We start from the raw sequence: 23,524 nt of genomic DNA on the forward strand, positions 1-23,524 counted from the left end.
ATGAGCGGTGCGGGCATGAGCAGGTCGGAAGGGCTGCGGGTCGTCGCGATCGCCGACGCCGACTCGTTCGTGAAGTGGTCGGCGTCGCTGCTCGGCGGTGTGCCCGGCATCCGCCCGCACCTGCTGCTCGTGGCGACGCCGCTGACCGCGAGCGTCGAGCAGCAGCGTACGGCGCTCGCCGGCACGGGGTTGGCGACCGAGAACGTCACGCGCATCGCGTTCGCGCGTGCAGCGGCGTGGCTCGAGGGCCAGCGACCCGATGTGGTCCTGCTGGCCGGGCGCGGGCCGTTCGTGCGCCTGATGGGCCGGGTCGTCGACGCGCTCACCCACCGACCCGTCGTCGTGGCGGGGCTGCCCGGCATGGCGATCCCCGCCCAGCGCGGTGCGCTGGACTATCGCAGGCACGCCGACCTGCTCGTCGTGCACTCGCATCGGGAGGAGCGTGCGTTCACCGAACTCGGAAGCCGCATCGGAGTGCGCGTGCCGACCGCGCTCGCGACCCTCCCGTTCGCGCGGTCGAGGTCTCGGATGCTCCAGGCCGACCGTGCGCGCGTGCTCGCCGCAGACGCCGGCCGCCCGGCGGGCACGCTCGTCGCGGAACGCCCCGATGTGCCGCGCCCGGTGCGGGCCCCGGCGACCGACATCGTCTTCGCGGCCCAGGCGCTCGTGCCCGTCGGCCGCGACGAGCGTGCGGAGATCGCGGCGACGCTGGTGCGCACGGCCGAGGCCGACCCGAACCGCCGCGTGGTGGTGAAGCTGCGCTCGCGGCCCGGCGAGTCCGAGACGCACCTGGAGCGCGATCCCTATCTCGAACTGCTGCCGGTGCGGCGGCCGCAGAACCTCGTCGTCTCGTACGACTCGATGGCGCAGGCGCTCTCGACCGCTGCGGGTCTCGTCACGGTCAGCTCGACAGCGGCGGTCGAGGCCGTGGCTCTCGGAGTTCCGGTGATCGCACTCGATTCGTTCGGGGTGAGCAAGAGCCTGCTCAACACCGTGTTCGTCGGCAGCGGGCTGCTCGGTGGACGCAGTGAGGTCGTGGCGGGTCGCTTCCGGCACGCGCACCCCGACTGGCTGCGCGACAACTACTTCCATCCCGCGGCCGAATCGACCTGGTGGAGGCATGTCGAACAGCTCGTGGCGCTGCGCCGGGCAGGCGCCCTGCCGGTGCGACGCGTGCCCGCCGCGCGCGGCGGAGCCATGCACGAGGCGTGGCACCGCGCGAGCGTGCTCGGATCCGAAGACCGCACGCTCGGCGGCGCGGCCGTCCTCACGCTCGGCGTGCCGGCGACGAGGATCCTCGGGGCGGTCCGTCGGCGACGCACCGCGGGCGGCGGCACCTGGGCCGATGCGGCCACCGATTTCACGCTCGAGCCCAACCCGTTCCACGACTCGATCCGACGCTGAGCGTCGGCGTCGCTGAGCGTCAGCGGCCGAGCAGTGCGCCCACCTGCGTTCTGACGTCGTCGGCGATCTCGTCGATGCCCGCCTCCGCGTTCACGCTCGCCGCCATCGTGACGAACATCGCCGCGGACACGATCCGGGCGAGGACGGGCGCACGCTGCTCGTCGATCTGCGGGTCGCGGAGCAGGATGCCGCTGAGGGCGCTCTCGGTGTCCCCGACGATCCGGAGCGCCTCGAGGTGGTGCGAATCGACCGGTCTGCCGAACACCATCTCGCGGAGGTAGGTGCGGCCGTTCTCGACGTGCACGCGATTGCACTCGATGATCGGTCGGAGGAGCGACATGATCGCGTCGACGATGTCCGACGTGGCCGCGGCCGCCTCTCGTCCGGTCTCCAGCGCCTCGGCGTAGTGCGCGTTCTGCACGAGCAGCAGCAGCTCGCCCTTCGTCTTGGCGTAGAGGAACAGCGTTCCGGTGCCGACATCCGCCTTCTCGGCGATCTGCTGGGTGGTGACGTCGTCGATGCCGTGCGCGGCGAAGAGCTCGGCGGCGGCCGCCGTGATCCTCTCGAGCTTCTGCTGCTTGTTCCGCTCGCGGCGCCCGAGAGGTGTGGCCTGGGTCGACATCGGGAATCCCCTCGGAATAGAAACTGAGTACAGTCGGTTATGACTGGAGTCGCTTGTGCACACGCTCAGCGATCATCCCCTCATTGTCGCAAAGAAGAAAGAGCGGTCCATGCCTTCACTCCACGGAGCAGTCGTCCTCGTCACCGGCGCGAACGGGGGTATCGGCACGCAGTTCGTCCGACAGGCGCTCGAGCGCGGCGCTGCCAAGGTCTACGCCAGCGCCCGCACGCCGCGGGAGTGGGACGACGCCCGGGTCGTGCCGTTGACGCTCGACGTCACCGATGCGCAGTCCGTCCGCGATGCCGTGGAGGCGGCGCCCGACGTGACCGTGCTGATCAACAATGCCGGCGCATCCGTGCCGACCGCGGGCATCCTCACGCACACCGACGACGAGATCCGCCATAACGTCGAGACCAACTTCCTCGGTCCGCTGTTCCTGGCGCGCGCGTATGCCCCGCTGCTGTCTGGTCGTGACGGAGCGGCGATCATCGACATCCATTCGGCTCTCGCGTGGTTCGCGGTCGGCGGCATCTACAGCGCCACGAAGGCGGCGCTCTGGTCGGCGACCAACTCGCTGCGTCTCGAACTGGCTCCCGCGGGCGTGCACGTCGTCGGTGTGCACGTCGGCTACGTCGACACGGCGATGGCCGAGCATGTCTCCGATCCCAAGACCGACCCCGCCGATCTCGTGCGCGCCATCTTCGACGCGACGGAACGGGACGAATACGAGGTGCTCGCCGACGCGACCTCGGTGCAGCTCAAGGCCGCGCTGAGTGCACCGCTCGATGCGGTCTATCCGCAGCTGCGCGCCTCGGCCGTCTGACCGCTGCCCTGAGAAGCAAGGAGAACGACCATGCGCGCATTCGTGCTCACGAAGTACACGCAACCGCTGGAACTGCGGGAGACGGCCGAGCCGGAGGTCGGTGACCGAGACGTCCTGATCCGGGTGGAGGCGGTGGGCCTCAACCAGCTCGACGAGAAGATCCGCGCGGGGGAGTTCGCGCGGATCCTGCCGTACGACCTGCCGGTCGTGCTCGGCAACGACGTCGCCGGCACCGTGATCCGCGTCGGCGGACTCGTCGAGTCCTTCCGACCCGGAGACCGGGTGTTCGCCCGGCCGGATCAGCGGCGCATGGGGGCGTTCGCCGAGCGCATCGCCGTCGCCGAATCGGATCTCGCTCTCGTCCCGACGCGCATCACCGCGGCGGAGGCCGCCTCCCTGCCGCTCGTGGGGCTCACGGCCTGGCAGGCGCTGGTCGAGCGGGGGCGGGTCGAGCCCGGCCAGAAGGTGCTGATCCACGCGGGCGCGGGCGGTGTCGGCTCGATCGCCATCCAGCTCGCGAAGCATCTCGGAGCCACCGTGGCCACGACCGCGAGCGCCGCGAATGCCGATTTCGTCCGCCGCCTGGGTGCCGATGTCGTGATCGACCATCGCACCGAGGATTTCGAAGAGGTGCTCTCGGACTACGACCTCGTGCTCGACAGCCTCGGCGGCGAGAACCTCGAAAGGTCGCTGCGGGTGCTGAGACCGGGGGGTCTGGCCATCGGCATCTCGGGACCGCCCGACCCCGCGTTCGCGAAGCGCGCGGGGCTGAACGCCGTCGTGCGCCTCGCGATCGCCGCGCTGAGCCGAAAGATCCGGCGCCAGGCGTCGCGCCTCGGGGTCACGTACGAGTTCCTGTTCATGCGGGCCGACGGCCGCCAGCTGAGTCGCCTCGCGACGCTGGTCGACGACGGCGTGATCACGCCCGTCGTCACGAAGACCTACCCGTTCGAGGAGATCCCGGCGGCCCTCGCCGATCTCGCAGCCGGCGGCGGTCGAGGAAAGATCGTGGCCACGCTCGAGGAATGAACGCCGCGCCGGCTCCGCGCCTCCCGCCCGATCGGGCGAGGAAGCGCGGAGCCGGAGTCCCGTCGGTGTCAGCTGCTGCGGCGGATCGCCCTGACGCCGACCACGAGGCCGATCACCGCGACGGCCAGAGCCGAGATCCAGCCCCACAGCACGGTCGGATCGCCCAGGTCGCCCGCGAACAGCGCCCGCTCGGCCTGCACGACCCAGTTGACCGGGTTGACCGACGCGACGGCGCGCATCCAGGCGGGGCCGTCGTCGAGCGGAAGCAGCATGCCCGAGAGGATCAGCAGCGGGAAGATCAGCGACTGCTGCACTCCCCAGAACAGCCATTCCCTGTCCTTCGTCGCGAGTGCCAGCGAGTATGAGAGTGAGCCGAGCCCGACCCCGAACACCGCGAGCAGCGCGAGGCCGATGAGCAGCCCCGGTACGTTGATCGCGAACCCGAAGGGCCAGGCGATCAGCACGATCACGAGCGCCTGGACCACGATCGGGGCGATCTCCTTGAGGGCGCGTCCGACCAGCAGCGACGAGCGGGCGAGAGGAGCGACCAGGGTGCGCTCATGCGAGCCGGTCATCATCTCGTACTGCAGGTTCGAGCCGGTCGCCCCGGTGCCGAACAGCACGATCATCACGAGCACGCCGGGCACGAACCAGGCCAGCGTCTCGCCGGCGGGCTGACCGGAACCGCCGATCAGCAACGGCGCGAACAGACCCAGGAAGACGAGCGGCTGCAGCAGGCTGAAGATCAGCGTGAACGGATCGCGCAGCACGGGCTTGAGCTCACGGGTCAGCACGTTCTTGGTGTCGCGCGCGAGATTGGGGCGCACGAGGGTGTCGGTGTGGGGAAGGGCGGTGGTGGTCATGAGAGGACTCCTGTCTTGTCGGCCGCAGCGCCGCTGGCGGCGTCGGCATCGGTGTCGGATGCATCGCCATCGGATGCGTCGGTGCTGCCTTCGCCCGCCTCGCGCAGCGTGCGGCCGGTGAGCGCGAGGAAGACGTCGTCGAGCGTGGGCGGCACGCCGGTCGCTCGACGCACGAGGATGCCGGCGGAGTCCAGTTCGCGGACGATCACCGGCAGCAGCTGATCGCCGTCTGGCGCGGCCAGCGACACCGCGTCGCCGTCGAGTGCGACGTCGACCGAGCTCACGCGGGCCACGACGGCCCGCGCGGACGCGGCATCCGCCTCGCTCGCGAAGCCGAAGGTGAGCACGTCGCCGGCGAGTGTCGCCTTGAGCGAGGCCGCGTCATCGTCCGCGATGATGCGGCCTCTGTCCATGACCATGACGCGCTCGGCATAGCGATCGGCCTCCTCGAGGTAGTGGGTGGTGAGGAAGACCGTCGTGCCGTGCTGCGTGCGGAGGTCGAGGATGTGCTCCCAGAGATTCGCTCGGCTCTGCGGGTCGAGTCCGGTCGAGGGCTCGTCGAGGAAGATCAGCGGCGGAGCGTGCATGAGCCCGAGCGCGATGTCGAGCCGGCGCTTCTGCCCGCCGCTGAGCTGCTGCACCGTCCGCGTCGAGAACGACCCGAGATCGAGCGATTCGATCAGCTCGTCGGCTCTGCGGATGCTGTCGCGCCGGCTCATGCCGTAGAACGCCCCCTGACTGAGCAGCTCGTCGCGCACACGCTGGGAGAAGCTTCCGCTCGTGAGCTGGCCGACGTAGCCGATGCGGGCGCGCACCCCGGCGGCATCCGCATGGATGTCGTGGCCGACCACCCGGGCGGTGCCCGACGTCGGAGGGATCAGTGTCGTCAGCATCCGCAGGCTCGTGGACTTGCCCGCGCCGTTCGGGCCGAGGAACGCGACGAGCTCGCCGCGGACCGCGGTGAAGGAGAGGTCGGTGACTGCAGGGACCGGCGTCTTCTTGACGGTGAAGACCTTGGTCAGGCCTTCTGTTTCGATGATGGATTCGTTCGACATGACTCGAGAGTAGAAACGAACCAGGACAGATCCTGTCCGCGATATCTGGCAATCTGACATCATGTCCGACACCACCTCACGCGCTCTCGCACTGCTCAACCTGCTGCAGACGCACCGGCACTGGCCCGGCACCGAGCTCGCGGGGCGCCTCGGGGTCACCGAACGCACCGTGCGCCGCGACGTCGACCGGCTCCGCGAGCTCGGGTACCGGGTCGAGTCGACGCCGGGAGCGGCCGGCGGCTACCGCCTCGAAGCCGGCAGCGCGGTGCCGCCGCTGCTGCTCACCGACGACGAGGCCGTCACGATGGCGATCGGCCTGCGCGTCGCGGCGACACAGCAGCTCGTCGGAGGCGCGGAGGTCACTCTGACCGCCCTCGCGAAGCTCGAGCAGGTGCTCCCGTCGGCGCTGCGCCAGCGGGTGAATGCGCTCGCCGCCTCCGTGCAGCCGCCGCGGATCGGTGACGGGCCGGTCGTCTCACCCGCGGTGCTGGGCGAGATCGCGATGGCGACGCGCGATCACGAGCGACTGCGCATGCGGTACGTCGACGGGGCGGGTGCCGAGAGCATCCGCCGGGTCGAACCGCATGCCCTCGCGCCCTCAGGGCGCAAGTGGTTCCTGCTGTGCTGGGACCTCGATCGCGACGACTGGCGGACCTTCCGCGTCGACCGCATCGTGTCGGTCGAGCACACGCGGGTGCTGTTCACCCGTCGGGAGATCACCGAGGAGGAGATCGAGGAGCGGGTGCTCATCGCCGCGTCGTGGACTCCGCAGAAGATCGAGGCGGACGCCGTGATGGACCTGCCGCTGTCGACCATGGAGGCCGTGTTCGGCCCGTGGTCCGAGGGAGCGACGGCAGAGGGCGAGGACCGCACCCGGTGGCCGTTCGGCGGGTCGGACTGGCGGGAGGCGATGTACGCGCTGCTCTGGATTCCTGAGGGCGTCGAATACACGACGAGCTTCCCCGAACCGTATCGCGCGGAACTCAGGGAGGCGGTGCAGCGGCTGCTGCGGGCTCTCGAGGCACCGGCCCCCGGTTCACGCGGGTAGCGATCGGCGCGCGATGATCGAGGGCGGGTCCGCGTCGTCCCACCGCTGGAAGGTCTGCACCCACCAGAACGCGGCGAACAGGATCAGCGCCACGGCCTCGCCGACGAGCACGACAGGGGTCTCGCCGAAGGCCTGGCGAAAGAGCAGAGCCGCCACGAGCAGCAGGAGGTCGGCGATCAGCAGCCCGGCGATCCAGCGGTAGATCGAACGCTGGCGTGGGGTGGGCGGGGTCTCTCCGGGTTCGAGCGGGCCGCCGGCGTAGAGGATCGGCACTGCGGCGAACACCCCGAAGAACACCAGGGTCACCGCGAAGTGGATGCTGTGCACCGGCCAGAAGTTGAACGGGAAGTTCTCGTTCAGCGCGGGCCAGAAGGCGAGAGCCACGACGATGACGGTGGTGACGATGGCGATGATCGACACCAGGCGCGCGGAGCGATTCGGCGTTCGGGTGCGGCGTCGGATCATCGCCATCGTCACCGTCACGGCGACGACCGCGATCGCGTAGACGGCGATCCCTGCCTTGGCGGTTCCGATGCTCTCCGACGGGAGGCAGTCCGTCAGGACAGGGCAGGTGAGGTGACCGACCGCGCGGGAGTCGGCGAGACCCGTCGGCACGATCGCGATGAGAGGCGCGAACACCGCGCACACATCGAGGAGGGTCGTCGCCCTGCTGCGCCCGGAGAGGGCGAGGAGCACGACGGATGCCGCGATCAGCGCTCCGACGAAGATGTCGCGCGCCGGGGTGTAGAACGCATGGCTGATCGAGGAGAGCGGGTGCCAGCCGACGATGAGCGGCTCCCACGTGACGACGATGCTCTGCAGTGCGACGCTGACGAGAAGCGTGAACACGATCAGCACCAGGGAGAGACGCAGGTAGCGGTGGGTCTTCTGTCCGGTCGTCGCGGGGGAGTCTGCGCCTGCCATGAGGCGACCGTACACCGCAGCGCGGACGGAGCCGGATGACGCGGCGTGACGTCTCGCGTCACGCGCGGACTCACTCTGTCAATCCCCGCAACGATCCTGGTGTTCCGGTACGGCGCGAGGTAACGTCATCCCCATCGCGGCGATCCGGGCGGTCCCGGGCCTCAGCTCATATCTGACGGCGTTGCGGGTTCGACTCCCGCCGTCGCGTCCACTCTGTCCGCGTCCACGTCGTTCGCGTTCACCCTCCGGAGCGGCGACCGCGATGCAGTCGCTCGACGGTCTCGCCGGCGGCGACTCCGACGAGAACCACGGCGGTCGTGATCGACAGCGTGAGGGCGTTGACGGCGAAGCCCGCGAGCCCGGCACCGGCGAGCAGGACGAGAGCCGCCAGACCGGCGAGCTGAGCACGCACCCAGCGCCCCTCGAGCACGCGACGGAACAGCGCGGTGCCGGTGAGGAAGAGGATCGGTGCGCCGACGATCACGATCGTCGCCGCGAGGCCGCTCTGGTCGGGAAGAGCGAGCATCTCCTTGTCGCCCACGCTCATGAGGACGATGCCGGCGATGATCGGAAGATGCACCCACGTATAGGCGGTGCGGGCGAGCCGGGCCGGTTCCTCTGACGCCTCGATCGCCTCGGCGCCGACGCGTTCGCCGTGATCGAAGTAGATCCACCAGGCCGCCGCTGCAGCCACGAACGCCGTCGACATCGCCGCGATGGATGCGACGGACGATTCCTTGTCGACGAACGCGAAGCCGGTGACCAGCAGGCCTTCGCCGATCGCGATGAGAACGAAGAGAGACGTGCGCTCGGCGATGTGCGGACCGGAGAGATCCCAGGAGCGCAGCTGAACCTTCCCTCGCCCGGGGACCGGAAAACCGAGAACGGTGCCCAGCAGCTCGAGTGCCAGGGCTGCGGTCCACAGCGGCAGCTGCCATCCGAGGGGCAGCAGTGCGCCGACGATCCACAACGCGCCACCGGCGACCGTCCAGCACAGGATGAGCGAGAAGTCGCGGGCCGCCCGCCGGTCGTGACGGGCTGTCGCCCACACGATGAAGACCGTGCGCCCGACCTGGAGCACGACGTAGGCGATCGCGAACGCCCACGCGCGATCACCGAAAGCCTCGGCGATCGAGACGCTCATCACGAGCGCCACGAAGGCCAGCGCGATCACCGCCCCGCGCACGGGGAGCTTCACGGGGTCGAGCCAGTTGGTGACCCAGGTGGTCGACACCCACGCCCACCACAGTGCGCACACCATGATGACGCCTTCGAAGGCCCCCAGCGGCGTCTGGTTCTCATAGAGGTAGGCAGACAGCTGCGTCAGCGCGAGGACGAACAGGAGGTCGAAGAACAGCTCGACATAGGTCACTCGGTCCGCGCGCGGAGAGTTCGTGGGGCGCAGCACGTCACGGGTCATCCCGAATGCCATGCGACCATCCTGGCATCGCTGAGGAGACCTCGATGCACGCGTTCAGAAGCGCGCGCGTCCGCCCGGGGGGACGGTCACCGAAACCCGGCCGTCGATCTCTGGGCGAGCCAGAAGCTGCGGTACAGCCCTTCGCTCGCGAGCAGATCGTCGTGCGTGCCGCGTTGCGCCACTCGCCCGTCGTCGAAGACGACGATCTGCTCGGCGGTCGACACGGGGTCGAGACGATGCGCGATCAGCACCGTCGTGCGGTTCCGGCGCAGCACGCCGATCGCTGCCTCGACCGCATCGCGGTGGTGCAGTCCGACATCCGCCGTCGCCTCGTCGAGAATCACCACCGCAGGGTCGGCGAGCAGTGCCCGGGCGATGGCGAGCTGCTGGATGCGGCCCTCGTCGAGCGGATCGTCGAGGGCGACGGATGTCAGGGATCCGACCGCCCAGTCGGCTCCCACCGCGACGAGCACGGCGACCATCTCGTCGTCGCTCGCATCGGGCGCGACGAGGCGCAGATTGTCGGCGATCGACCCGCGGAACTGATGCAGCTCCTGCGACACGTAGTAGGGAGCGGTCGTCTCGGGGGTGAAGGCGACGCGGCCGGACGACGGCGGATGGTGTCCGGCGATGACCCGGGCGAGCGTGCTCTTGCCCGATCCGGAAGACCCGACGAGCGCGGCGGTCGTGCCCGGCTCCACCCGCAGCGTGACATCGCTGATGCCCCGTCCGGTCGTCGGGTACCGGTAGCCGACATCCTGCAGATCCACGGCGACCGCCTCACGGTCGCCGGTCGGGCGTGCAGCCCCGGATGCCGTCGGTCTCTGCTCCGGGGTCATGTCGATCACGCCCACGAGACGCGCGAGGCCGATCGCCGCCCGCTGGATGTCGTCGAGCCCGAAGATCAGCTGCCCGACCGGATCGAACAGGCGGTGGAACACGAGCGCGGCCGCCGTGACCATCCCCACGCTGATCGCACCGTTCGCGTGCAGCAGGAAGCCGGTGACGAGGATCGCCCCGAGGCCGACCAGTTCGCCGCCGTTGATCCAGCGGAACAGCCGGTTGCGCACCCGCACGCCCTCGATCTGCATCCGGATGGACTGCTCGGCCCGCACCCTGACCCGTTCGAGGGCGTGGTCCTGCTCGTTCAGTGCGGTGAGCGTTTCGATGCCCTCGACGGCCTCGAGCACCGCCTGGCTGCGCGCGGCCTCGCGCACCCGCACCTCGCGGAACACGGCCCGGGAGCGGCGGAGGAAGGCCCGGGTGCCGAGCACGTAGAGCGGTGCCGATGCCACGCCCGCGAGCGCGAGCCACGGGTCGATAGCGGTCAGCGCGATCACCGAGACGCCGATCGCGAAGCCGGCCGACAGCAGCACGGGCACGACGTTGCCGCCGGCCTCGGCGACCGCGTCGACGTCGCCCGTGACGCGGGAGAGCAGATCGGCTGTCTCGCCGTCATCGACCGTGCTCACCGGCAGGCGCATCGCCGAGGAGAACACGTCCTCCCGCAGATCGGCGAGCACATCCTGCACGAGCCCGGTCAGCACGCGAGCCGCCCACAGCATCACGACTGCCGCGCCGATAGCTCCGGCTCCGGCTCCAGCCACCCAGCCCGCGATCACGGCGAACCCCGCGTCGGTCGAGACGGCATCGACGATCCGACCGAGGCAGGCGGGGAGCACGACGCCGAGAGCGGATGCCACGAGGAACAGCACCGCGACGCCGACGGTACGCGCACGGTGGCGGCGCACCAGCATCCCGATGACGGCGCGCACCCTCGCGCCCGTCGCGATGGGCAGCAGAGGTGTCGAGGTCTCACTCATCACGGGTCTCCGATCGGTCGTCTGCGAGATCGATGACGCGGTCGCATGCCCCGAGCAGGGCGGGGGAGGTGCTGATCACCACGGTCGTCCTGTCGAGCCGGCCGAGCGCACGAGCGATGTGCGCCTCGGTGATCGCGTCCACCGCGGAGGTCGGTTCGTCGAGCACCAGGATGTCGGCCTCGGTGTGCAGGCCGCGCGCGATGCCGATGCGCTGCCGCTGCCCGCCGGAGAGGCGCCGGCCCGCTTCGCCGACCTGCGCGTCCCACCCGCCCACCGCGATGACGGTGTCGTGCAGGGACGCCGCGTCGACGAGCTCCGGCGTCGGCGCCGTCGCGGCACCGGGGCCGCGCACGGCCTCGCGCATCGTGCCGCTCACGATGGTGTGGCGGTGCGGCAGGGCCACGACGCGGCGGCGGTAGCCCGCGGCATCCAGATCGCTCAGGTCGTGGAGGGCGCCGTCGATCGCGATCGACACCCTGCCGCGGCCAGGCGGCATCCGCATGCCCAGAAGACGCGAGAGCGCACGAGCCGCGTCGCTGTCGGCGGGCCGGATGCCGAGCAGCTCGCCCGTCCGCACGTCGATCCGCGACGACTCGTGGGGGTCGGGGAGGAAGGTCAGAGCGACGTCGCCCGCGGGGCGGCAAGCGGACTCGGGCGTCGGCGCCGAGGGGGCGTGCAGGAGGTCGTCGGCGTTGATCATGCCGGCGAGTCGCTTCGCCGAGGCGACCTTGTGGATCCAGTTCGAGGGGAACGACCCGGCGTACGCCAGCGAGCCGCTGAGGAACTGCGCGAGGCCCAGCACGGTCACCAGCTCGCCGATGCTGATCTGCCCCTCGGCGGCGAACCAGGCCGACAGCCCCGCGAGCGCCGTCGTGGCCACCGCGGCGAGGGTCGCGCTCACGGCCTCGTAGGCCGCGAGCGATCGGCCGGCCGCCGTCGCGGCGATGCGGCTGGTGTCGCTCGCGGCGACGTAGCGTCGCACCGCCTCCTCGCGGGCGCCGATGCCGACGAGCACCCGGAACCCCGACATGAAGTCGGCGGCCACGGCACCCGCCTCGGTCGCCGCGTGCTGCTCGGCGTATCCTCGCCGCTCGAGCGGCCGGGAGACGATCCGCATCACGACCATCATCGCGATCGTCGAGGCGAAGACCACGAGCGTCGCGATCGGCGAGATCACGAGCATCGCGAGCGCCGCGCCGACGATCGCCGCGATCGTGGCGCACTGCTGCGCGACCGACCACGCGACGCCCGCGATGCGGTACGTGTCGGACGTCACGTAGGTGAGGGCTTCCCCCGGGGTGACCGATCGTCGCGAGAGGCGTGGGCGCAGCATCCTCGACAGCGTGAGGTGGCGCAGCGCCTGCTCGCCGTACCCGTAGACGCCGACCATCAGCCGCGAGGCCGCCTGATAGCTCGCGGTGAGCACGAGGAAGGTGCCGACCAGGATGCCGATCCAGAGCGCCAGAGCGGCGGTGTCCGAGGGGAGCACGGCGCGGTCGATCGTGGCGCCGATGATGATCGGGATCGCGGCTTCGGCGAGCGAGTGCACCACGAGCAGCGTCGTGGCCGCCGCCAGCGTCAGCCCGCGGCCCTGCGAGGTGAGAGCCAGCGCGAAGAGCCGTCGAGGGGTGGTCGTCACGGCGTCCGCCGTCCGAGCGGCAGCACGAGCGGGGTGCCGGACACGGGATCGGTGATCACCCGGCACGGCAGGTCGTACACGGCCTCGACGAGCTCCGCCGTGATGATCTCGCGGGGATCCCCCTGCGCGACGATCTCCCCGTCGCGCATCGCCACGAGGTGCGTCGCATAGCGCGCGGCGTGGTTGAGGTCGTGCAGGACGGCGACCAGCGTGGTTCCGCTGCGATGCAGGTCGGCGAACAGCTCCATCAGGTCGATCTGGTGCGCGATGTCGAGGAAGGTCGTCGGCTCGTCGAGCAGCAGGTGCCTGGTCTGCTGGGCCAGGGCCATCGCCACCCAGACGCGCTGCCGCTGACCGCCCGAGAGCTCGTCGACCAGCCGGCGCGAGAGGTCGGTGACACCGGTGGCGGCCATCGCCTCCGATACCGCGCGCTCGTCGGCGCTGCTCCAGGTGCGCATCGCGCTCTGGTGCGGGAACCTACCGCGGCCGACGAGATCGGCCACTGTGATGCCGTCCGGGGCGATCGACGACTGGGGGAGGAGCCCGAGCCTGCGCGCGGCTTCCTTCGGCTTGAGAGTGCGCAGCTCCGCGCCGTCGAGCAGCACGGTGCCGGTGCTCGGGCGCAGCAGACGGGCGAAGCCGCGGAGGAGAGTCGACTTGCCGCAGGCGTTGGGGCCGATGATGATCGTGAACGAGTCGTCCGGCACCTCCAGCGACAGGTGCGAGACGATCGGGGTGTCTCCGTAGCCCAGGGTGATGTCGCGGGCCAGCAGCGAGGTGGTCATCGATGTTCCTTTCAGGCGCGACGCGCGTACTGGGCGGCGAGCAGCCAGGCGAGGTAGAGGCCGCCGACCGAGACGGTCACGACGCCGACCGGCACGGCGACGAGCTGGGCGACGGCGTCGGAGACGACGACGAGCGCCGCGCCGGTGAGCATGACGGGGACGGTGCCCATGGGCGTGTTCGAGCGGGTGAGCCGCTGTGAGATCTGCGGCGCGGCCAGGGCGATGAACGAGATCGGGCCCGCGGCGGCCGTGACCAGCGCGACCAGGGCGACGCCGAAGACCATCGCGGCGAGCCTCGTGCGCCCGGGGCTGATGCCGAGAGCGGTCGCCGCGTCGTCGCCCATCTCGAGCACCGGCAGCGTGCGGTTCAGCGGGTGCGACGCGAGCGTCACGACCGCGAAGACGATCGCGGCGGGGACGAGCTGGTCGAACCCGAGGGAGGCGAGCGAGCCGGCTCCCCAGGTCGCCGCCATCATCGCCTTCTCGACGCTGACCGAGATCAGGATCCAGGAGGTGAGCGAGCCGAGCCCCGCCGAGACGCCGATGCCCACGATGATCAGGCGGAACGACGACAGGGTGTTCTTGCTGGCGAGCACGGAGACGAGCAGCGCCGTGAGCAGTCCGCCGACGAGCGCGCCGACCGCTTTGAACATGTAGGTGTTCAGCTCGAGCACCACCATCATCAGCGTCACCCCGAACTGCGCGCCGACGCCGAAGCCGATGATGTCGGGGGAGCCGAGGGGGTTGCGGGTGAGGGACTGGAAGATGCCCCCGGCGAGGGCGAGCGCGGCGCCGCAGAGCACGGCGAACAGCACGCGCGGCAGTCTCCACTCGAAGACGACCTGGCGGATGTCGGGGTCGGACGACGGGTCGACGATCGCACGGATGACCGAGGGGAAGTCGACCTCGTAGGCGCCGATCGTCATCGATGCGAGACCGGCTGCGATGATCACGACGACGAGCACCGCGCTGACGACGATCGCGCGCACCGGGATGAGGGCGGCGATGCGGGACGTCTCGATGCGCACGAGGCGCCGACCGTGGTCGACCGGGGTGAACTCGGGGGTGCGCCGGTCGTGAGAGGGCCGCTGGCGCTGATCGATGCTCACAGTCCGCTCACCCGCTTGCGACGCACGAGGATGATGAGGATCGGCGCGCCGAGCAGGGCCGTGACGATGCCGACGCGCAGTTCGCCGCTGGGCAGCACGATGCGGCCGAGGACGTCGGCGAGCAGCAGGAAGGCCGGGCCGATGACCATCGAGTACGTGAGCACCCACCGCTGATCGGGTCCGGTGAACCAGCGCACGACGTGCGGGATCATGAGTCCGACGAACGCGATCGGACCGGCGGCGGCGACGCTCGTGCCGGCGAGGATCGTGACGGCGATGATGACCAGCACGCGCGTCACGCGCACGCGGGCGCCGAGGGACTGCGCCAGGTCGTCGCCGAGGGCGAGGGCGTTGAGGGGGCGCGCGCACAGCAGCGCGATGATCAGCCCGACCGCGATGAGCGGGGCCGCCCAGGCGAGCTGGTCGAGCGTGCGGCCCCCGATGGATCCGACTCCCCAGAAGCGCATGACCTGCAGGGTGCCGAGGTCGCGGAGCACGATCGCGGTGGTGAAGCCGGTGAACGCGGCGCCGAGCGCGACGCCCGCGAGGGTCAGCTTCATCGGGGTCGCACCGGATCGCCCGAACGAGCCGAGCACGGAGACGAGCACGGTGAGCACGAAGGCGCCGAGCAGCGCGAAGGGCACGTAGGCGCCGGGGGTGGTGAGCCCGAGGATGCCGACGGCGAACGTGACGGCGAAGGATGCTCCGGCGTTCACGCCCAGGATGCCGGGGTCTGCGAGGGGATTGCGGGTGAACGCCTGGATGAGCCCGCCGCACACGGCCAGCGCCGCTCCCACGACGATGCCGAGCAGGGTGCGGGGGACGCGCAGCTCCGCCACCATCAGGTGCAGCGGGTCGTCGTCGTCGTAGGCGAACAGCGCGGTGACGACCGTCACCGGGTCGATCGCGCGGTTTCCGACCGCGAGCGAGGCGATGGCTGCGGCGATCAGCACGATCACCGCGACGATCAGGCCCGCGGTCAGCGCGCCGGTGCGGCGCGGGGAGTCGTCTGCACGACCCCCCGCGCCCGTGTTCGAGACGTCCGTGCCGTCTTCCGTCGCCAGGGACATCTCTCGGATCACTCGCCTGCGATCGTCGGCTCGCCCTGCAGCGCGGCTGCGAGGTCGGCGACGTAGGTCGGCAGGATGTACTTCAGCGAGAGCACGGTCGGCGCGCTGATCGCGGAGGCCTGGGCATCGTCGGCGTAGATCACGTACGACCCCGCGGCGATGGGCTCCCAGCGGGAGACGACCTTGTTCTCGACGGTGTAGGTGCCCTCGTCCACGCTGCTGCCCCAGGCGGCGAACAGGTCGGCCTGCACGTCGTAGAGCTTCTCGAGGCTGACGCCGGTGTACCAGTTGTCGCCCTCGGCGGTCGCGAGGAAGCTGTCCATCGCCGATGTCGAGGTGAATCCGAGCGCCTCGGTGATGCGCACGCGCGGGTCGTACTCGAGGTAGACGCCGAGGTCGGTGCCGCCCTCGTTCAGGGTCAGGCCCCAGACGAACGTCTTGTCGTCGAACTCGGGGTGCGCGTCGGCGAGGGTGGTGATCATCTCCTCGGTCTCGGCGATCAGCTCCTCGGCCTTCTCCTCCTCCGACATCGCGGTGCCGATCGTGCGGGTCATGTCCTCCCACGTGCTCGGGTCCCAGGCGCGCTCGATGTAGGGAACCGTCGGGGCGATCTCGGTCAGACGCTCGTACTCGACGTCGGTGATGCCCGAGTAGAGGCTCAGGATGAGGTCGGGCTCGAGCGCCTTGATCGCCTCGTAGTTGGGGCCGTCGTCGGTGAAGGGGATGATCTCGGGGGTCTCGCCGTACTCCTCGGTGACGAAGTCCTCGAACCAGGGCTGGAAGCCGCTCTCGTCTGCGCCCCAGACCTCCTCCATCCCGACCGGGTTCGTGCCGAGCGCGGCGACGATGTCCGACGTCATCCACCCCAGGGTCACGATGCGCTGCGGCTTCTCGGGGATCACGGTCTCGCCGTGGGCGTGCTCGATGACCACGCCGTCGGTGGCGGCGGAGGCGGGCTCTGCGGTCTCGGCGGGGGCCGAGCAGCCGGCGAGGGTGAGGGCTGCCGCGAGGGCGGCCGCGACGAGGGTGGCACCACGGCGGGTCTTCGGGCGCGCAGAAGCGTGCGTCATGATTCTCCTTCAGAGAAAGGGGGCGGGTGTGCCGCGTCCACGCGGCGAGAAGTTAGGTAAGCATGCCCTAACGGATCGATGCTAGAACGCGGACTCGCCTCGGAGTGTCGCCAGGCAGACGACTTGTGTCGAAGAATCGACACGATGCCCTCATCCCGGGAGCGTCATCGCCAGTAGAGCTGGTGTGCGGAGTCGGCCTGCACGCGTGCGACGTGCTGTCGAGGGGTGAGGCCGAAGCGCTCTTTGAACGCCGCGGAGAACGCGCTCGTCGTGGCGTACCCGCAGCGATGCGCGGCGGCGCCGATGGGTGTGCCGTCGACGATCAGCCGTGCCGCCAGAGTCATCCGCACCCCGGTGCGCCACCGGGTGAAGGTCATGCCCACATCGCGCTGGAAGACGCGCAGCACCGTGCGCTCGTGCAGGCCGTGGGCGAGGAACAGCTCATTCGCGCTGCGGTGGTCGCCGGGATCGGCGAGCACGGCCTGCACCAGCGGTCGCACGCGCTCGTCGGCCGGCAGCGGCACCTCGCCCCACCCGTCCGCGGCCTCGGCCGACGGGTGCTGCAGCATCTCGATGAGCACCGACTGGATGCGCACGCGGAGGTCGGTCGGCATGTCGTTGATGCCGAGGTGCAGCAGCATCTCCTGCACGGCCCGGGGGACCAGCACCTGGGTGACGTCCTCGATCGGGGTGATCAGGGACGAGTCTCCGATGTAGGTGTAGCAGCCGGTCGAATCGCGTTCGTGGCGTGCAGTGTGCGGGGTGTGCGCGGGGATCCACACCCCCTGCCCGGGGGCGAGGCGCCACATCGACTCCTGCAGCTGCACCCAGACCGTGCCGCGGTAGCACCAGGCGAGCATCGCGTCGGGGTGCGAGTGCGGCGGGGCGAGCGGTCGGGTGTCGGTGTCCTCGCCGGTCACGACGCCGGTGCCCATCAGATACGGCGGTCGGATCGTCGAGGGCTGCTCCGGGCTCGCGCCCCATTCCTCAGGTCGATAGGAGTTCACGTCGTGCTCTGCATCGAGCGCTACCGACCGTCGCCCGCGGTGAGGGCGGCCTCCACCGGAGCCCAGCCGTTCTCGAGCACGGCGAAGCCTGCGTCGAGGATGCCGAGCTGGTCGTCGTGCTCGTTGACGAGCAGCTGCATCTGCAGGACGAAGCGCGAGTACACGCGGATCTCGGCCGGGGGGTCGGCGAGTCCGAGCTCCGCCGCGATGGCCTCGGCCAGGGCGTCTTCGTGGCGGAGCCACATCTTCGCGGCGTAGTCGCGCAGCGCCGGTGTCTCGGTGAGGAAGCGCAGGAAGATCCGGGTGACGTCGTCGCCGTGCTCGTCGATGTTGGCGCCGACCTCCGCCGTGTAGAAGTCGCGGATCGCCTGGTTGATCGTGAGGCCCTCCGCGCGATCGCGCACGGCGGCGACGAGGCGATCGCGCTGCTCGTCGTCCTCGTCGAACACGAGCGCCTCCTTCTGGGGGAAGTGCGCGAACACGGTGGTGGGGGAGACGTCGGCGGCGTCCGCGACCTCGCGGATGCTGACGTTGTCGAAGCCCCGCTCGAGGAACATCATCGTCGCGACGTCGGAGATCGCCTTGCGGGTCGCGGCCTTCTTGCGTTCGCGGCGCCCGAGCGGCTCAGGATTCGTCATGCCTCCACTGTATCGCGAACTCGATACAGAACTGGCTTGACAACAAAACTGGTATTGATACAGTTTCGGAGTGACTTCACTAACGAACCCGCCCGCGCGCAGCGACAAGCGCGCCTGGGTCATGCTCATCGTGCTGACGATGCTCACCGTCATCGGCATGACCGTCGTCCTCCCCGTCCTGCCCTTCGTCGTGCTGCAGTACGTGTCGCACGAGGGCGATCTCGCGATCTGGGTCGGCATCCTCGAAGCGGTCAACGGACTCTGCGCCTTCCTCGTCGCCCCGTTCCTCGGACGTCTGTCGGATCGCTTCGGTCGGCGACCCGTCATCATCGCCGCCGCATTCGGCGCCGCGTTCGCCATGGCCCTCTTCGGCATCGGCGGGGCGCTCTGGGTGCTCGTCCTCGCGCGCGTCATCCAGGGACTGACCGCGGGAGACATGCCCGCGCTCTTCGCGTATCTCGCCGACATCACCCCGCCCGAGAAGCGCGCTCAGAGGTTTGGCCTGCTCGGTGCGCTGTCGGGCATCGGCATGATGATCGGCCCGGCGATCGGCGGCCTCCTCGCCTCCGTGAGCCTGCAGCTCCCGGTCTTCCTCACCGCAGCCGTCGGGCTCACGATCGCGATCCTCAGCATCTTCCTGCTCCCCGAGAGCTTGAAGCCCGAGAACCGCATCGCACGCATCGCCGTGCGCGATCTGCAGCCGTTCGCCGTGTTCGCAGACGCCTTCCGCCGCACGGAGCTCCGGGGCCTGATGATCGGCTTCGGTCTGCTCGCGCTGCCGTTCGGCTTCTTCGTCAACAACTTCAGCGTTCTCGCGCTCGACTCGATCCAGTGGGGCCCCACGCAGATCGGTCTGCTCACCGCCGCCGTCGGCATCATCGACATCGTCATCCAGGGGGTGCTGCTCGGCATCCTGCTGCCGCGTATCGGCGAGCGCGGCGTGATCGTGAGCGGCATCGTCGCGCAGATGATCGGCCTGATCGGCCTCGCGGTCGTGGCGTCGATCTTCGCCCAGCCGTGGGTGTTCATCGTCGGAGCCCTCATCCTCGCGGCAGGTCAGGGAGCGTCGACCGCGGCGATCGACGGAGCCATGTCGAACGCGGTCGGCGACGACGAGCAGGGGTGGCTGGGCGGAGCGACCCAGTCGCTCGCCGCGGCGATGAACACCGTCGCCCCGCTGATCGCGGGTGCGCTCTACGTCACCGTCAGCCACGCGGCCCCCTACTGGCTGGGCGCCGCGCTCATGGTCGTCGCCGCGATCGTCGTCGGTCGCGCGCACATCGCGAACACGGCGAAGCGCGGGCCCGGCGAGAGCGCAGCAGATGCTCAGCCCGCTCTCGCGCACGCCGACGGCTGAGCCCGAACGAGCGCGAGAGGTCTGAGAGCCGCCGAGCCCGGAGCGCGGGATGATGGATGCATGCCCACGCCCCATCGTCCCGGTCTCCGGGTCTCGGCGGCTCTGACGATTCCCGAGTCCGAGCTGTCGTGGCGCTTCTCGCGTTCGTCGGGGCCGGGCGGGCAGGGCGTGAACACGGCCGATTCCCGCGTCGAGCTCGTGTGGGACGCCGCGCAGAGCGCCGTGCTCTCGCCGCATCAGCGCGAGAGGCTCCTCGATCGGCTCGACGGACGCCTCGTGAACGGGGTGCTGACCATCGCGGCATCCGAGCACCGTGCGCAGCTGCGCAATCGCGACGCCGCACGCGAGCGACTCGCGACCCTCGTCGCTGAGGCGCTGCGTCCGCCGGCGCCGCAGCGCCGGGCGACGAAGCCGAGCCGCGGTTCGAAGGAGCGGAGGCTGACCGCGAAGAAACGCCGCACCGACGTGAAGCAGATGCGCAAGCGACCGCGGGACGTCTGAGGCGACGGATCCGGACGGGGGAGCGGGACGGCGGGGAGTCAGTCCTTCGTGCCGCGCACCAGCTCGAGCCCCGCACCCGCGAACTGCCGGAGCGTCGCATCCGGCAGGAACGCCCGAGTCAACGCCGTGCCGATCGCGGCGAGGTCGCTCTCGTCGCGGAACAGCAGGTACATCGTCTCGTAGCGCGGGTGGAACTTCTGCTTGAAGCGGTGCAGCGAGCCGAAGCCGTAGACCGGCTCGAGGGCGTCGGCCAGACGGTCGCTGAGGGCCGCGATCATCCCGGCGTCCGGCGGATAGTCGTGAGCGAGTGGAGCGCCCGAGAGCGACATGATCTCGGCTCCCTCCTCCGAGAACTGCTTCGCCGACGATCCGATCAGATACTCCATCACCGGGGCGAAGCCCCCGTCGCGCCGCCGCATCAGGTCGAGGGTCCACCCGCGGATGCCGTCGCCGGCGCCGTAGACGGGCAGCCACGACAGGAAGCCGTCGACGTCGCCGTTCGGCGCGAGGGCCAGGGCGAGCCGCACCTCGGGGTCCTCCGCCTCCTCGAGCGTGCCGAGCGTGAACCGCATCTCCGGCAGATCCTTGTCTCCGACCCAGGCCTCCGAGATCGCGCGCAGCTGCTGCCGCACGCCCCACGGCTCATCGGCCAGCCGGGTCATCCGGAACGTCATGTCCTCCCGACCGGCTCTGTTGAGCGAGCTGCGCACCGAGTTCCACCGCTTGCCCGTGAACTCGAGGCCGGGCAGATCGACGATGGTGTCGTCGGCGACGACGATGCTCCGCCACCCCGCGGGCACGGCATCCCGCGTCGCATCGTCGGCGCTGAAGAAGCACGGCACGAGTCCTGCCAGCTCGGCGGTGCGGATGAAGTCGGCGACCCCCTCCGCGCGAGCATCCGGCGGCCCGATCGGGTCTGCGAGCGCCAGCGCGACTCCGGCACGTCGCTGGTAGGCGACGATGCCGCCGGCGGTGCGCGCGTAGCTGTTGCCCTCCCACGTCGTCATCCACGACAGCGTGCCGCCGCCGTGGGCGCGCAGCGCGGTCTTCACGTCGTCGACCGTGGGGGCGGGCTGGGAGCCGAGAAGCGACTTCCTCTTCGCACGGAACGCCCGGCGCACCGCGATCAGGTAGACGAGCAGGATCACCCAGAGGAAGCCGTTGGCGAGGGCGAGCTCGGTCTCGCCGTCCCACCGCAGGTCGATCTGGGCCTGGGAGAACACGGTGATGAGCGTCAGCACGAGTGCCGCGATGAGGATGTTGAAGAGGCCGAGCAGCAGGACGAGCACCCACGCCCATCGACGGCCGCGCAGGAGGCCGTTCATGAGCACGACGATGACGACGATGTCGAGCGCCAGATCGATGAATCCGCCGGACGCGGGTTCGGTGGGCCCGAACGGCCCGTCCGTGGCCACGAAGGTCGTGATGATCTCGACAGCTCCCAGCACGAGCAGCGCGATGACCGCGATGAGGCGCTGCTCTCGCACGGTCGTCCGCTGCACGCGCAGGCTGCGGTCGGCGAACAGGATCAGCAGTACCGCGAGCAGATGCTCGAGGTCGGCGAGCGCGCCCCAGAACAGCATCGCCACGAAGACGAACGCGAGCAGCACCAGCCAGCCGCGCACGCGCCAGGGCGGACGGAACAGGCCCACGGCGGCCGCGATGCACGCCATCGTGCCGCCGGATGCGCCGACGTCGAGCGCCTGAGCCTGCGCCTCGGCCCACGCCCACGGCAGCTGCGAGGCGACGGCGAGCACGAGCGCGGTGGCGAACATGGCGAACAGCTGGCCGATCCAGTAGTACGCGAGCGCGACACGGCTTCCGCGGCGGAACTCGAGGTACGCCATGCCCCAGAACCCCGAGATCGTGAAGAGATACACCCAGGGGGCGTTCACGAAGAACGTGCCGGTGACCGGCGTCCACCACTTGCCGTCGAGGAAGTTCGGCAGCCCGTAGGCGACGGTCTCGAACAGCGGGGTGTCTTCGAACGGACGCCAGAGGCCCTGCCACACCACGCCGACGATCAGGATGAGCAGCACCATGGTCAGCGTCGCCGGGATTCTCCGCACGACGGCGAGAACGGGATGCGCGGGGGTTCGCGTCTCGGTCATGCGCTCAGCGTAGCGAGGACCCCGTGCCCTGAGGAGTGCGACGTCGGAGACGGTGCGCGATCGTGTGCGTCGGTGCGCGCGGGATGCGATTCCGGCCGATCGGTACCGCTGCGACGCGAGAGCGCTTTGAATGGACTCATGCGCCTCGACTCCGGATCCCGCCCCACCGCCTCGCTGCGACGTGCGGCGGTCGCGCTCGCCGCAGCATCCGCGTCGGCACTCCTGCTGGTCTCCTGCTCCGGCGAGCCGACCTCGACGTCGGTGCCCGCCGTCGAGTCCTTCGTCGAAGGCCTCGACGCACCCTGGTCGATCGCCTTCCACGACGACATCGCGCTGGTCAGCGAGCGCGACAGCGCGCGGGTGCTCGAGATCGCCGACGACGGCACGACCCGCGAGGTCGACGTGATCGACGGCGTCGCACCCGGTGGCGAGGGCGGCCTGCTCGGGCTCGCGGTGCACGACGGCCAGCTGTATACGTACCTCACCGGGCAGGATGAGAATCGGGTCGAGAGGCGTGAGATCGCCGGAGAGAAGGGTGATCTGTCGCTCGGCGAGCCGACGACAGTGATCGACGGCATCCCGGCCGCGGGTAACCACAACGGCGGACGCATCGCCTTCGGACCCGACGGGATGCTCTACGTGACGACCGGCGACGCGGGCGACCGCGACAGCGCGCAGGACGTCGACGCCCTCTCGGGCAAGATCCTGCGGCTCACACCCGACGGTGCGGTACCGACGGACAACCCCTTCGAGGGGTCACCCGTCTACAGCTACGGGCACCGCAATCCGCAGGGCATCGCCTGGGACGCCGACGGCGCGATGTACGCGAGCGAGTTCGGTCAGGACACCTGGGACGAGCTCAACGTGATCGAGGCCGGTGGCAACTACGGCTGGCCCGAGGTCGAGGGGATCGCCGACGCCGACGACTTCATCGACCCCGTGCAGCAGTGGTCGCCGGGCGACGCGAGCCCGAGCGGCATCGCGGTCGACGGCTCCGACATCCTGATCGCGAACCTGCGTGGCGAGCGCCTGCGCGTCGTCCCGCTCGACGACCTGACCGAGAGCACGGAGCAGTGGGTCGGCGAGCACGGTCGCCTGCGCGACATCGCGATCGGGCCCGGGGGCACGTTCTGGGTCCTCACGAACAACACCGACGGGCGGGGGAGCCCCTCCGAGGGCGACGACCGCATCCTCCGCCTCGGCCGCGACTGATCCGGAGCCGAGCC

Annotated in this window: 21 protein-coding genes and 1 pseudogene; 8 read left to right on the forward strand and 14 right to left on the reverse strand. The window is 70.2% G+C overall.

Annotated elements, in window-relative coordinates; all coding sequences use genetic code 11:
* Positions 1-15 precede the first annotated feature (15 nt).
* Positions 16-1,404 carry a DUF6716 putative glycosyltransferase gene (locus tag HWD99_RS10890; protein WP_241796270.1) on the forward strand — a complete coding sequence of 463 codons (1,389 nt, stop codon included), beginning with the start codon at positions 16-18 and terminating at the stop codon, positions 1,402-1,404.
* A 19-nt stretch (positions 1,405-1,423) separates the two neighbouring features.
* Here the strand turns inward: HWD99_RS10890 and HWD99_RS10895 are convergent, their stop codons facing one another.
* On the reverse strand, positions 1,424-2,026 hold the full coding sequence (locus tag HWD99_RS10895) for a TetR/AcrR family transcriptional regulator (RefSeq protein ID WP_241796271.1): 603 nt from the start codon (positions 2,024-2,026) through the stop codon (positions 1,424-1,426).
* Positions 2,027-2,135: 109 nt separating this feature from the next.
* On the opposite strand from HWD99_RS10895, the gene HWD99_RS10900 reads away from it, so the two are divergent.
* Together HWD99_RS10900 and HWD99_RS10905 are read left to right on the forward strand one after the other, a co-directional pair.
* The gene (locus tag HWD99_RS10900) at positions 2,136-2,849 is read left to right on the forward strand and encodes an SDR family oxidoreductase (protein WP_241796272.1); all 714 of its coding nucleotides are present in this window, start codon (positions 2,136-2,138) and stop codon (positions 2,847-2,849) included.
* 30 nt (positions 2,850-2,879) lie between these two features.
* Entirely contained in the window at positions 2,880-3,878 is a 999-nt protein-coding gene (locus HWD99_RS10905) for an NADP-dependent oxidoreductase (RefSeq protein WP_241796273.1), read from the forward strand.
* Between the two features lie 68 nt (positions 3,879-3,946).
* Here HWD99_RS10905 and HWD99_RS10910 read toward each other — a convergent pair whose 3' ends face one another.
* Positions 3,947-4,741 carry an ABC transporter permease gene (locus HWD99_RS10910; RefSeq protein WP_241796274.1) on the reverse strand — a complete coding sequence of 265 codons (795 nt, stop codon included), beginning with the start codon at positions 4,739-4,741 and terminating at the stop codon, positions 3,947-3,949.
* A complete protein-coding gene (locus HWD99_RS10915) occupies positions 4,738-5,796 on the reverse strand; it encodes an ATP-binding cassette domain-containing protein (RefSeq protein WP_241796275.1) in 1,059 nt (352 codons plus the stop codon). The genes HWD99_RS10910 and HWD99_RS10915 overlap by 4 nt, the downstream gene beginning before the upstream one ends.
* A gap of 61 nt (positions 5,797-5,857) precedes the next feature.
* Here HWD99_RS10915 and HWD99_RS10920 point away from each other — a divergent pair, with 61 nt between their 5' ends.
* Entirely contained in the window at positions 5,858-6,844 is a 987-nt protein-coding gene (locus HWD99_RS10920; protein WP_241796276.1) for a YafY family protein, read from the forward strand.
* Here HWD99_RS10920 and HWD99_RS10925 read toward each other — a convergent pair.
* A complete protein-coding gene (locus HWD99_RS10925) occupies positions 6,833-7,768 on the reverse strand; it encodes a hypothetical protein (protein WP_241796277.1) in 936 nt (311 codons plus the stop codon). The two genes, HWD99_RS10920 and HWD99_RS10925, sit on opposite strands and share 12 nt — an antisense overlap.
* Before the next feature lie 135 nt (positions 7,769-7,903).
* Between HWD99_RS10925 and HWD99_RS10930 the strand changes: the two are divergent.
* A pseudogene (locus HWD99_RS10930) lies at positions 7,904-7,979 on the forward strand.
* A 27-nt stretch (positions 7,980-8,006) separates the two neighbouring features.
* On the opposite strand, the gene HWD99_RS10935 reads toward HWD99_RS10930, so the two are convergent.
* The 9 genes from HWD99_RS10935 to HWD99_RS10975 all read right to left on the reverse strand — a co-directional run bounded on the left by HWD99_RS10935 (position 8,007) and on the right by HWD99_RS10975 (position 18,329).
* The gene (locus tag HWD99_RS10935; protein WP_241796278.1) at positions 8,007-9,200 is read right to left on the reverse strand and encodes a low temperature requirement protein A; all 1,194 of its coding nucleotides are present in this window, start codon (positions 9,198-9,200) and stop codon (positions 8,007-8,009) included.
* Between the two features lie 74 nt (positions 9,201-9,274).
* A complete protein-coding gene (locus HWD99_RS10940; protein ID WP_241796279.1) occupies positions 9,275-11,011 on the reverse strand; it encodes an ABC transporter ATP-binding protein in 1,737 nt (578 codons plus the stop codon).
* On the reverse strand, positions 11,004-12,650 hold the full coding sequence (locus HWD99_RS10945) for an ABC transporter ATP-binding protein (RefSeq protein ID WP_241796280.1): 1,647 nt from the start codon (positions 12,648-12,650) through the stop codon (positions 11,004-11,006). The genes HWD99_RS10940 and HWD99_RS10945 overlap by 8 nt, the downstream gene beginning before the upstream one ends.
* Positions 12,647-13,435 (reverse strand): ABC transporter ATP-binding protein, encoded by a 789-nt coding sequence (locus HWD99_RS10950; RefSeq protein ID WP_241796281.1) that lies wholly within the window; start codon positions 13,433-13,435, stop codon positions 12,647-12,649. Before HWD99_RS10950 ends, HWD99_RS10945 begins: the two co-directional genes overlap by 4 nt.
* 11 nt (positions 13,436-13,446) lie before the next feature.
* The gene (locus HWD99_RS10955; RefSeq protein WP_241796282.1) at positions 13,447-14,544 is read right to left on the reverse strand and encodes an iron chelate uptake ABC transporter family permease subunit; all 1,098 of its coding nucleotides are present in this window, start codon (positions 14,542-14,544) and stop codon (positions 13,447-13,449) included.
* Complete coding sequence (locus HWD99_RS10960) at positions 14,541-15,614, reverse strand: iron ABC transporter permease (protein ID WP_241796283.1); 1,074 nt, start codon at positions 15,612-15,614, stop codon at positions 14,541-14,543. The genes HWD99_RS10955 and HWD99_RS10960 overlap by 4 nt, the downstream gene beginning before the upstream one ends.
* Before the next feature lie 8 nt (positions 15,615-15,622).
* The gene (locus HWD99_RS10965; protein ID WP_241796284.1) at positions 15,623-16,684 is read right to left on the reverse strand and encodes an ABC transporter substrate-binding protein; all 1,062 of its coding nucleotides are present in this window, start codon (positions 16,682-16,684) and stop codon (positions 15,623-15,625) included.
* A 164-nt stretch (positions 16,685-16,848) separates the two neighbouring features.
* Positions 16,849-17,691, reverse strand: a complete 843-nt coding sequence (locus HWD99_RS10970) for an AraC family transcriptional regulator (RefSeq protein ID WP_241796285.1) — start codon at positions 17,689-17,691, stop codon at positions 16,849-16,851.
* Positions 17,692-17,711: 20 nt separating this feature from the next.
* Positions 17,712-18,329: a TetR/AcrR family transcriptional regulator gene (locus HWD99_RS10975; protein WP_241796286.1), complete on the reverse strand. Its 618-nt coding sequence runs from the start codon at positions 18,327-18,329 to the stop codon at positions 17,712-17,714.
* Between the two features lie 70 nt (positions 18,330-18,399).
* On the opposite strand from HWD99_RS10975, the gene HWD99_RS10980 reads away from it, so the two are divergent.
* Positions 18,400-19,686, forward strand: a complete 1,287-nt coding sequence (locus tag HWD99_RS10980; protein WP_241796287.1) for an MFS transporter — start codon at positions 18,400-18,402, stop codon at positions 19,684-19,686.
* Positions 19,687-19,746: 60 nt separating this feature from the next.
* Positions 19,747-20,187: an alternative ribosome rescue aminoacyl-tRNA hydrolase ArfB gene (gene arfB / locus HWD99_RS10985; protein WP_241796288.1), complete on the forward strand. Its 441-nt coding sequence runs from the start codon at positions 19,747-19,749 to the stop codon at positions 20,185-20,187.
* A gap of 38 nt (positions 20,188-20,225) precedes the next feature.
* Here the strand turns inward: arfB and HWD99_RS10990 are convergent, their stop codons facing one another.
* Entirely contained in the window at positions 20,226-22,298 is a 2,073-nt protein-coding gene (locus HWD99_RS10990) for a bifunctional lysylphosphatidylglycerol flippase/synthetase MprF (protein ID WP_241796289.1), read from the reverse strand.
* 138 nt (positions 22,299-22,436) lie between these two features.
* Between HWD99_RS10990 and HWD99_RS10995 the strand changes: the two genes are divergently transcribed.
* Positions 22,437-23,510: a sorbosone dehydrogenase family protein gene (locus HWD99_RS10995; RefSeq protein WP_241796290.1), complete on the forward strand. Its 1,074-nt coding sequence runs from the start codon at positions 22,437-22,439 to the stop codon at positions 23,508-23,510.
* Positions 23,511-23,524 lie beyond the last annotated feature (14 nt).

The sequence above is a fragment of the Microbacterium sp. C5A9 genome, from assembly GCF_022627955.1.
Classification (GTDB): Bacteria; Actinomycetota; Actinomycetes; order Actinomycetales; family Microbacteriaceae; genus Microbacterium.

Bases quoted from the DNA above. Each gene is read 5' to 3' on its own strand.
- HWD99_RS10890 (WP_241796270.1), top strand. From the start codon at position 16: ATGAGCAGGTCGGAAGGGCTGCGGGTCGTCGCGATCGCCGACGCCGAC.
- HWD99_RS10895 (WP_241796271.1), bottom strand. From the start codon at position 2,026: ATGTCGACCCAGGCCACACCTCTCGGGCGCCGCGAGCGGAACAAGCAG.
- HWD99_RS10900 (WP_241796272.1), top strand. From the start codon at position 2,136: ATGCCTTCACTCCACGGAGCAGTCGTCCTCGTCACCGGCGCGAACGGG.
- HWD99_RS10905 (WP_241796273.1), top strand. From the start codon at position 2,880: ATGCGCGCATTCGTGCTCACGAAGTACACGCAACCGCTGGAACTGCGG.
- HWD99_RS10910 (WP_241796274.1), bottom strand. From the start codon at position 4,741: ATGACCACCACCGCCCTTCCCCACACCGACACCCTCGTGCGCCCCAAT.
- HWD99_RS10915 (WP_241796275.1), bottom strand. From the start codon at position 5,796: ATGTCGAACGAATCCATCATCGAAACAGAAGGCCTGACCAAGGTCTTC.
- HWD99_RS10920 (WP_241796276.1), top strand. From the start codon at position 5,858: ATGTCCGACACCACCTCACGCGCTCTCGCACTGCTCAACCTGCTGCAG.
- HWD99_RS10925 (WP_241796277.1), bottom strand. From the start codon at position 7,768: ATGGCAGGCGCAGACTCCCCCGCGACGACCGGACAGAAGACCCACCGC.
- HWD99_RS10935 (WP_241796278.1), bottom strand. From the start codon at position 9,200: ATGGCATTCGGGATGACCCGTGACGTGCTGCGCCCCACGAACTCTCCG.
- HWD99_RS10940 (WP_241796279.1), bottom strand. From the start codon at position 11,011: ATGAGTGAGACCTCGACACCTCTGCTGCCCATCGCGACGGGCGCGAGG.
- HWD99_RS10950 (WP_241796281.1), bottom strand. From the start codon at position 13,435: ATGACCACCTCGCTGCTGGCCCGCGACATCACCCTGGGCTACGGAGAC.
- HWD99_RS10960 (WP_241796283.1), bottom strand. From the start codon at position 15,614: ATGTCCCTGGCGACGGAAGACGGCACGGACGTCTCGAACACGGGCGCG.
- HWD99_RS10965 (WP_241796284.1), bottom strand. From the start codon at position 16,684: ATGACGCACGCTTCTGCGCGCCCGAAGACCCGCCGTGGTGCCACCCTC.
- HWD99_RS10975 (WP_241796286.1), bottom strand. From the start codon at position 18,329: ATGACGAATCCTGAGCCGCTCGGGCGCCGCGAACGCAAGAAGGCCGCG.
- arfB (WP_241796288.1), top strand. From the start codon at position 19,747: ATGCCCACGCCCCATCGTCCCGGTCTCCGGGTCTCGGCGGCTCTGACG.
- HWD99_RS10990 (WP_241796289.1), bottom strand. From the start codon at position 22,298: ATGACCGAGACGCGAACCCCCGCGCATCCCGTTCTCGCCGTCGTGCGG.
- HWD99_RS10995 (WP_241796290.1), top strand. From the start codon at position 22,437: ATGCGCCTCGACTCCGGATCCCGCCCCACCGCCTCGCTGCGACGTGCG.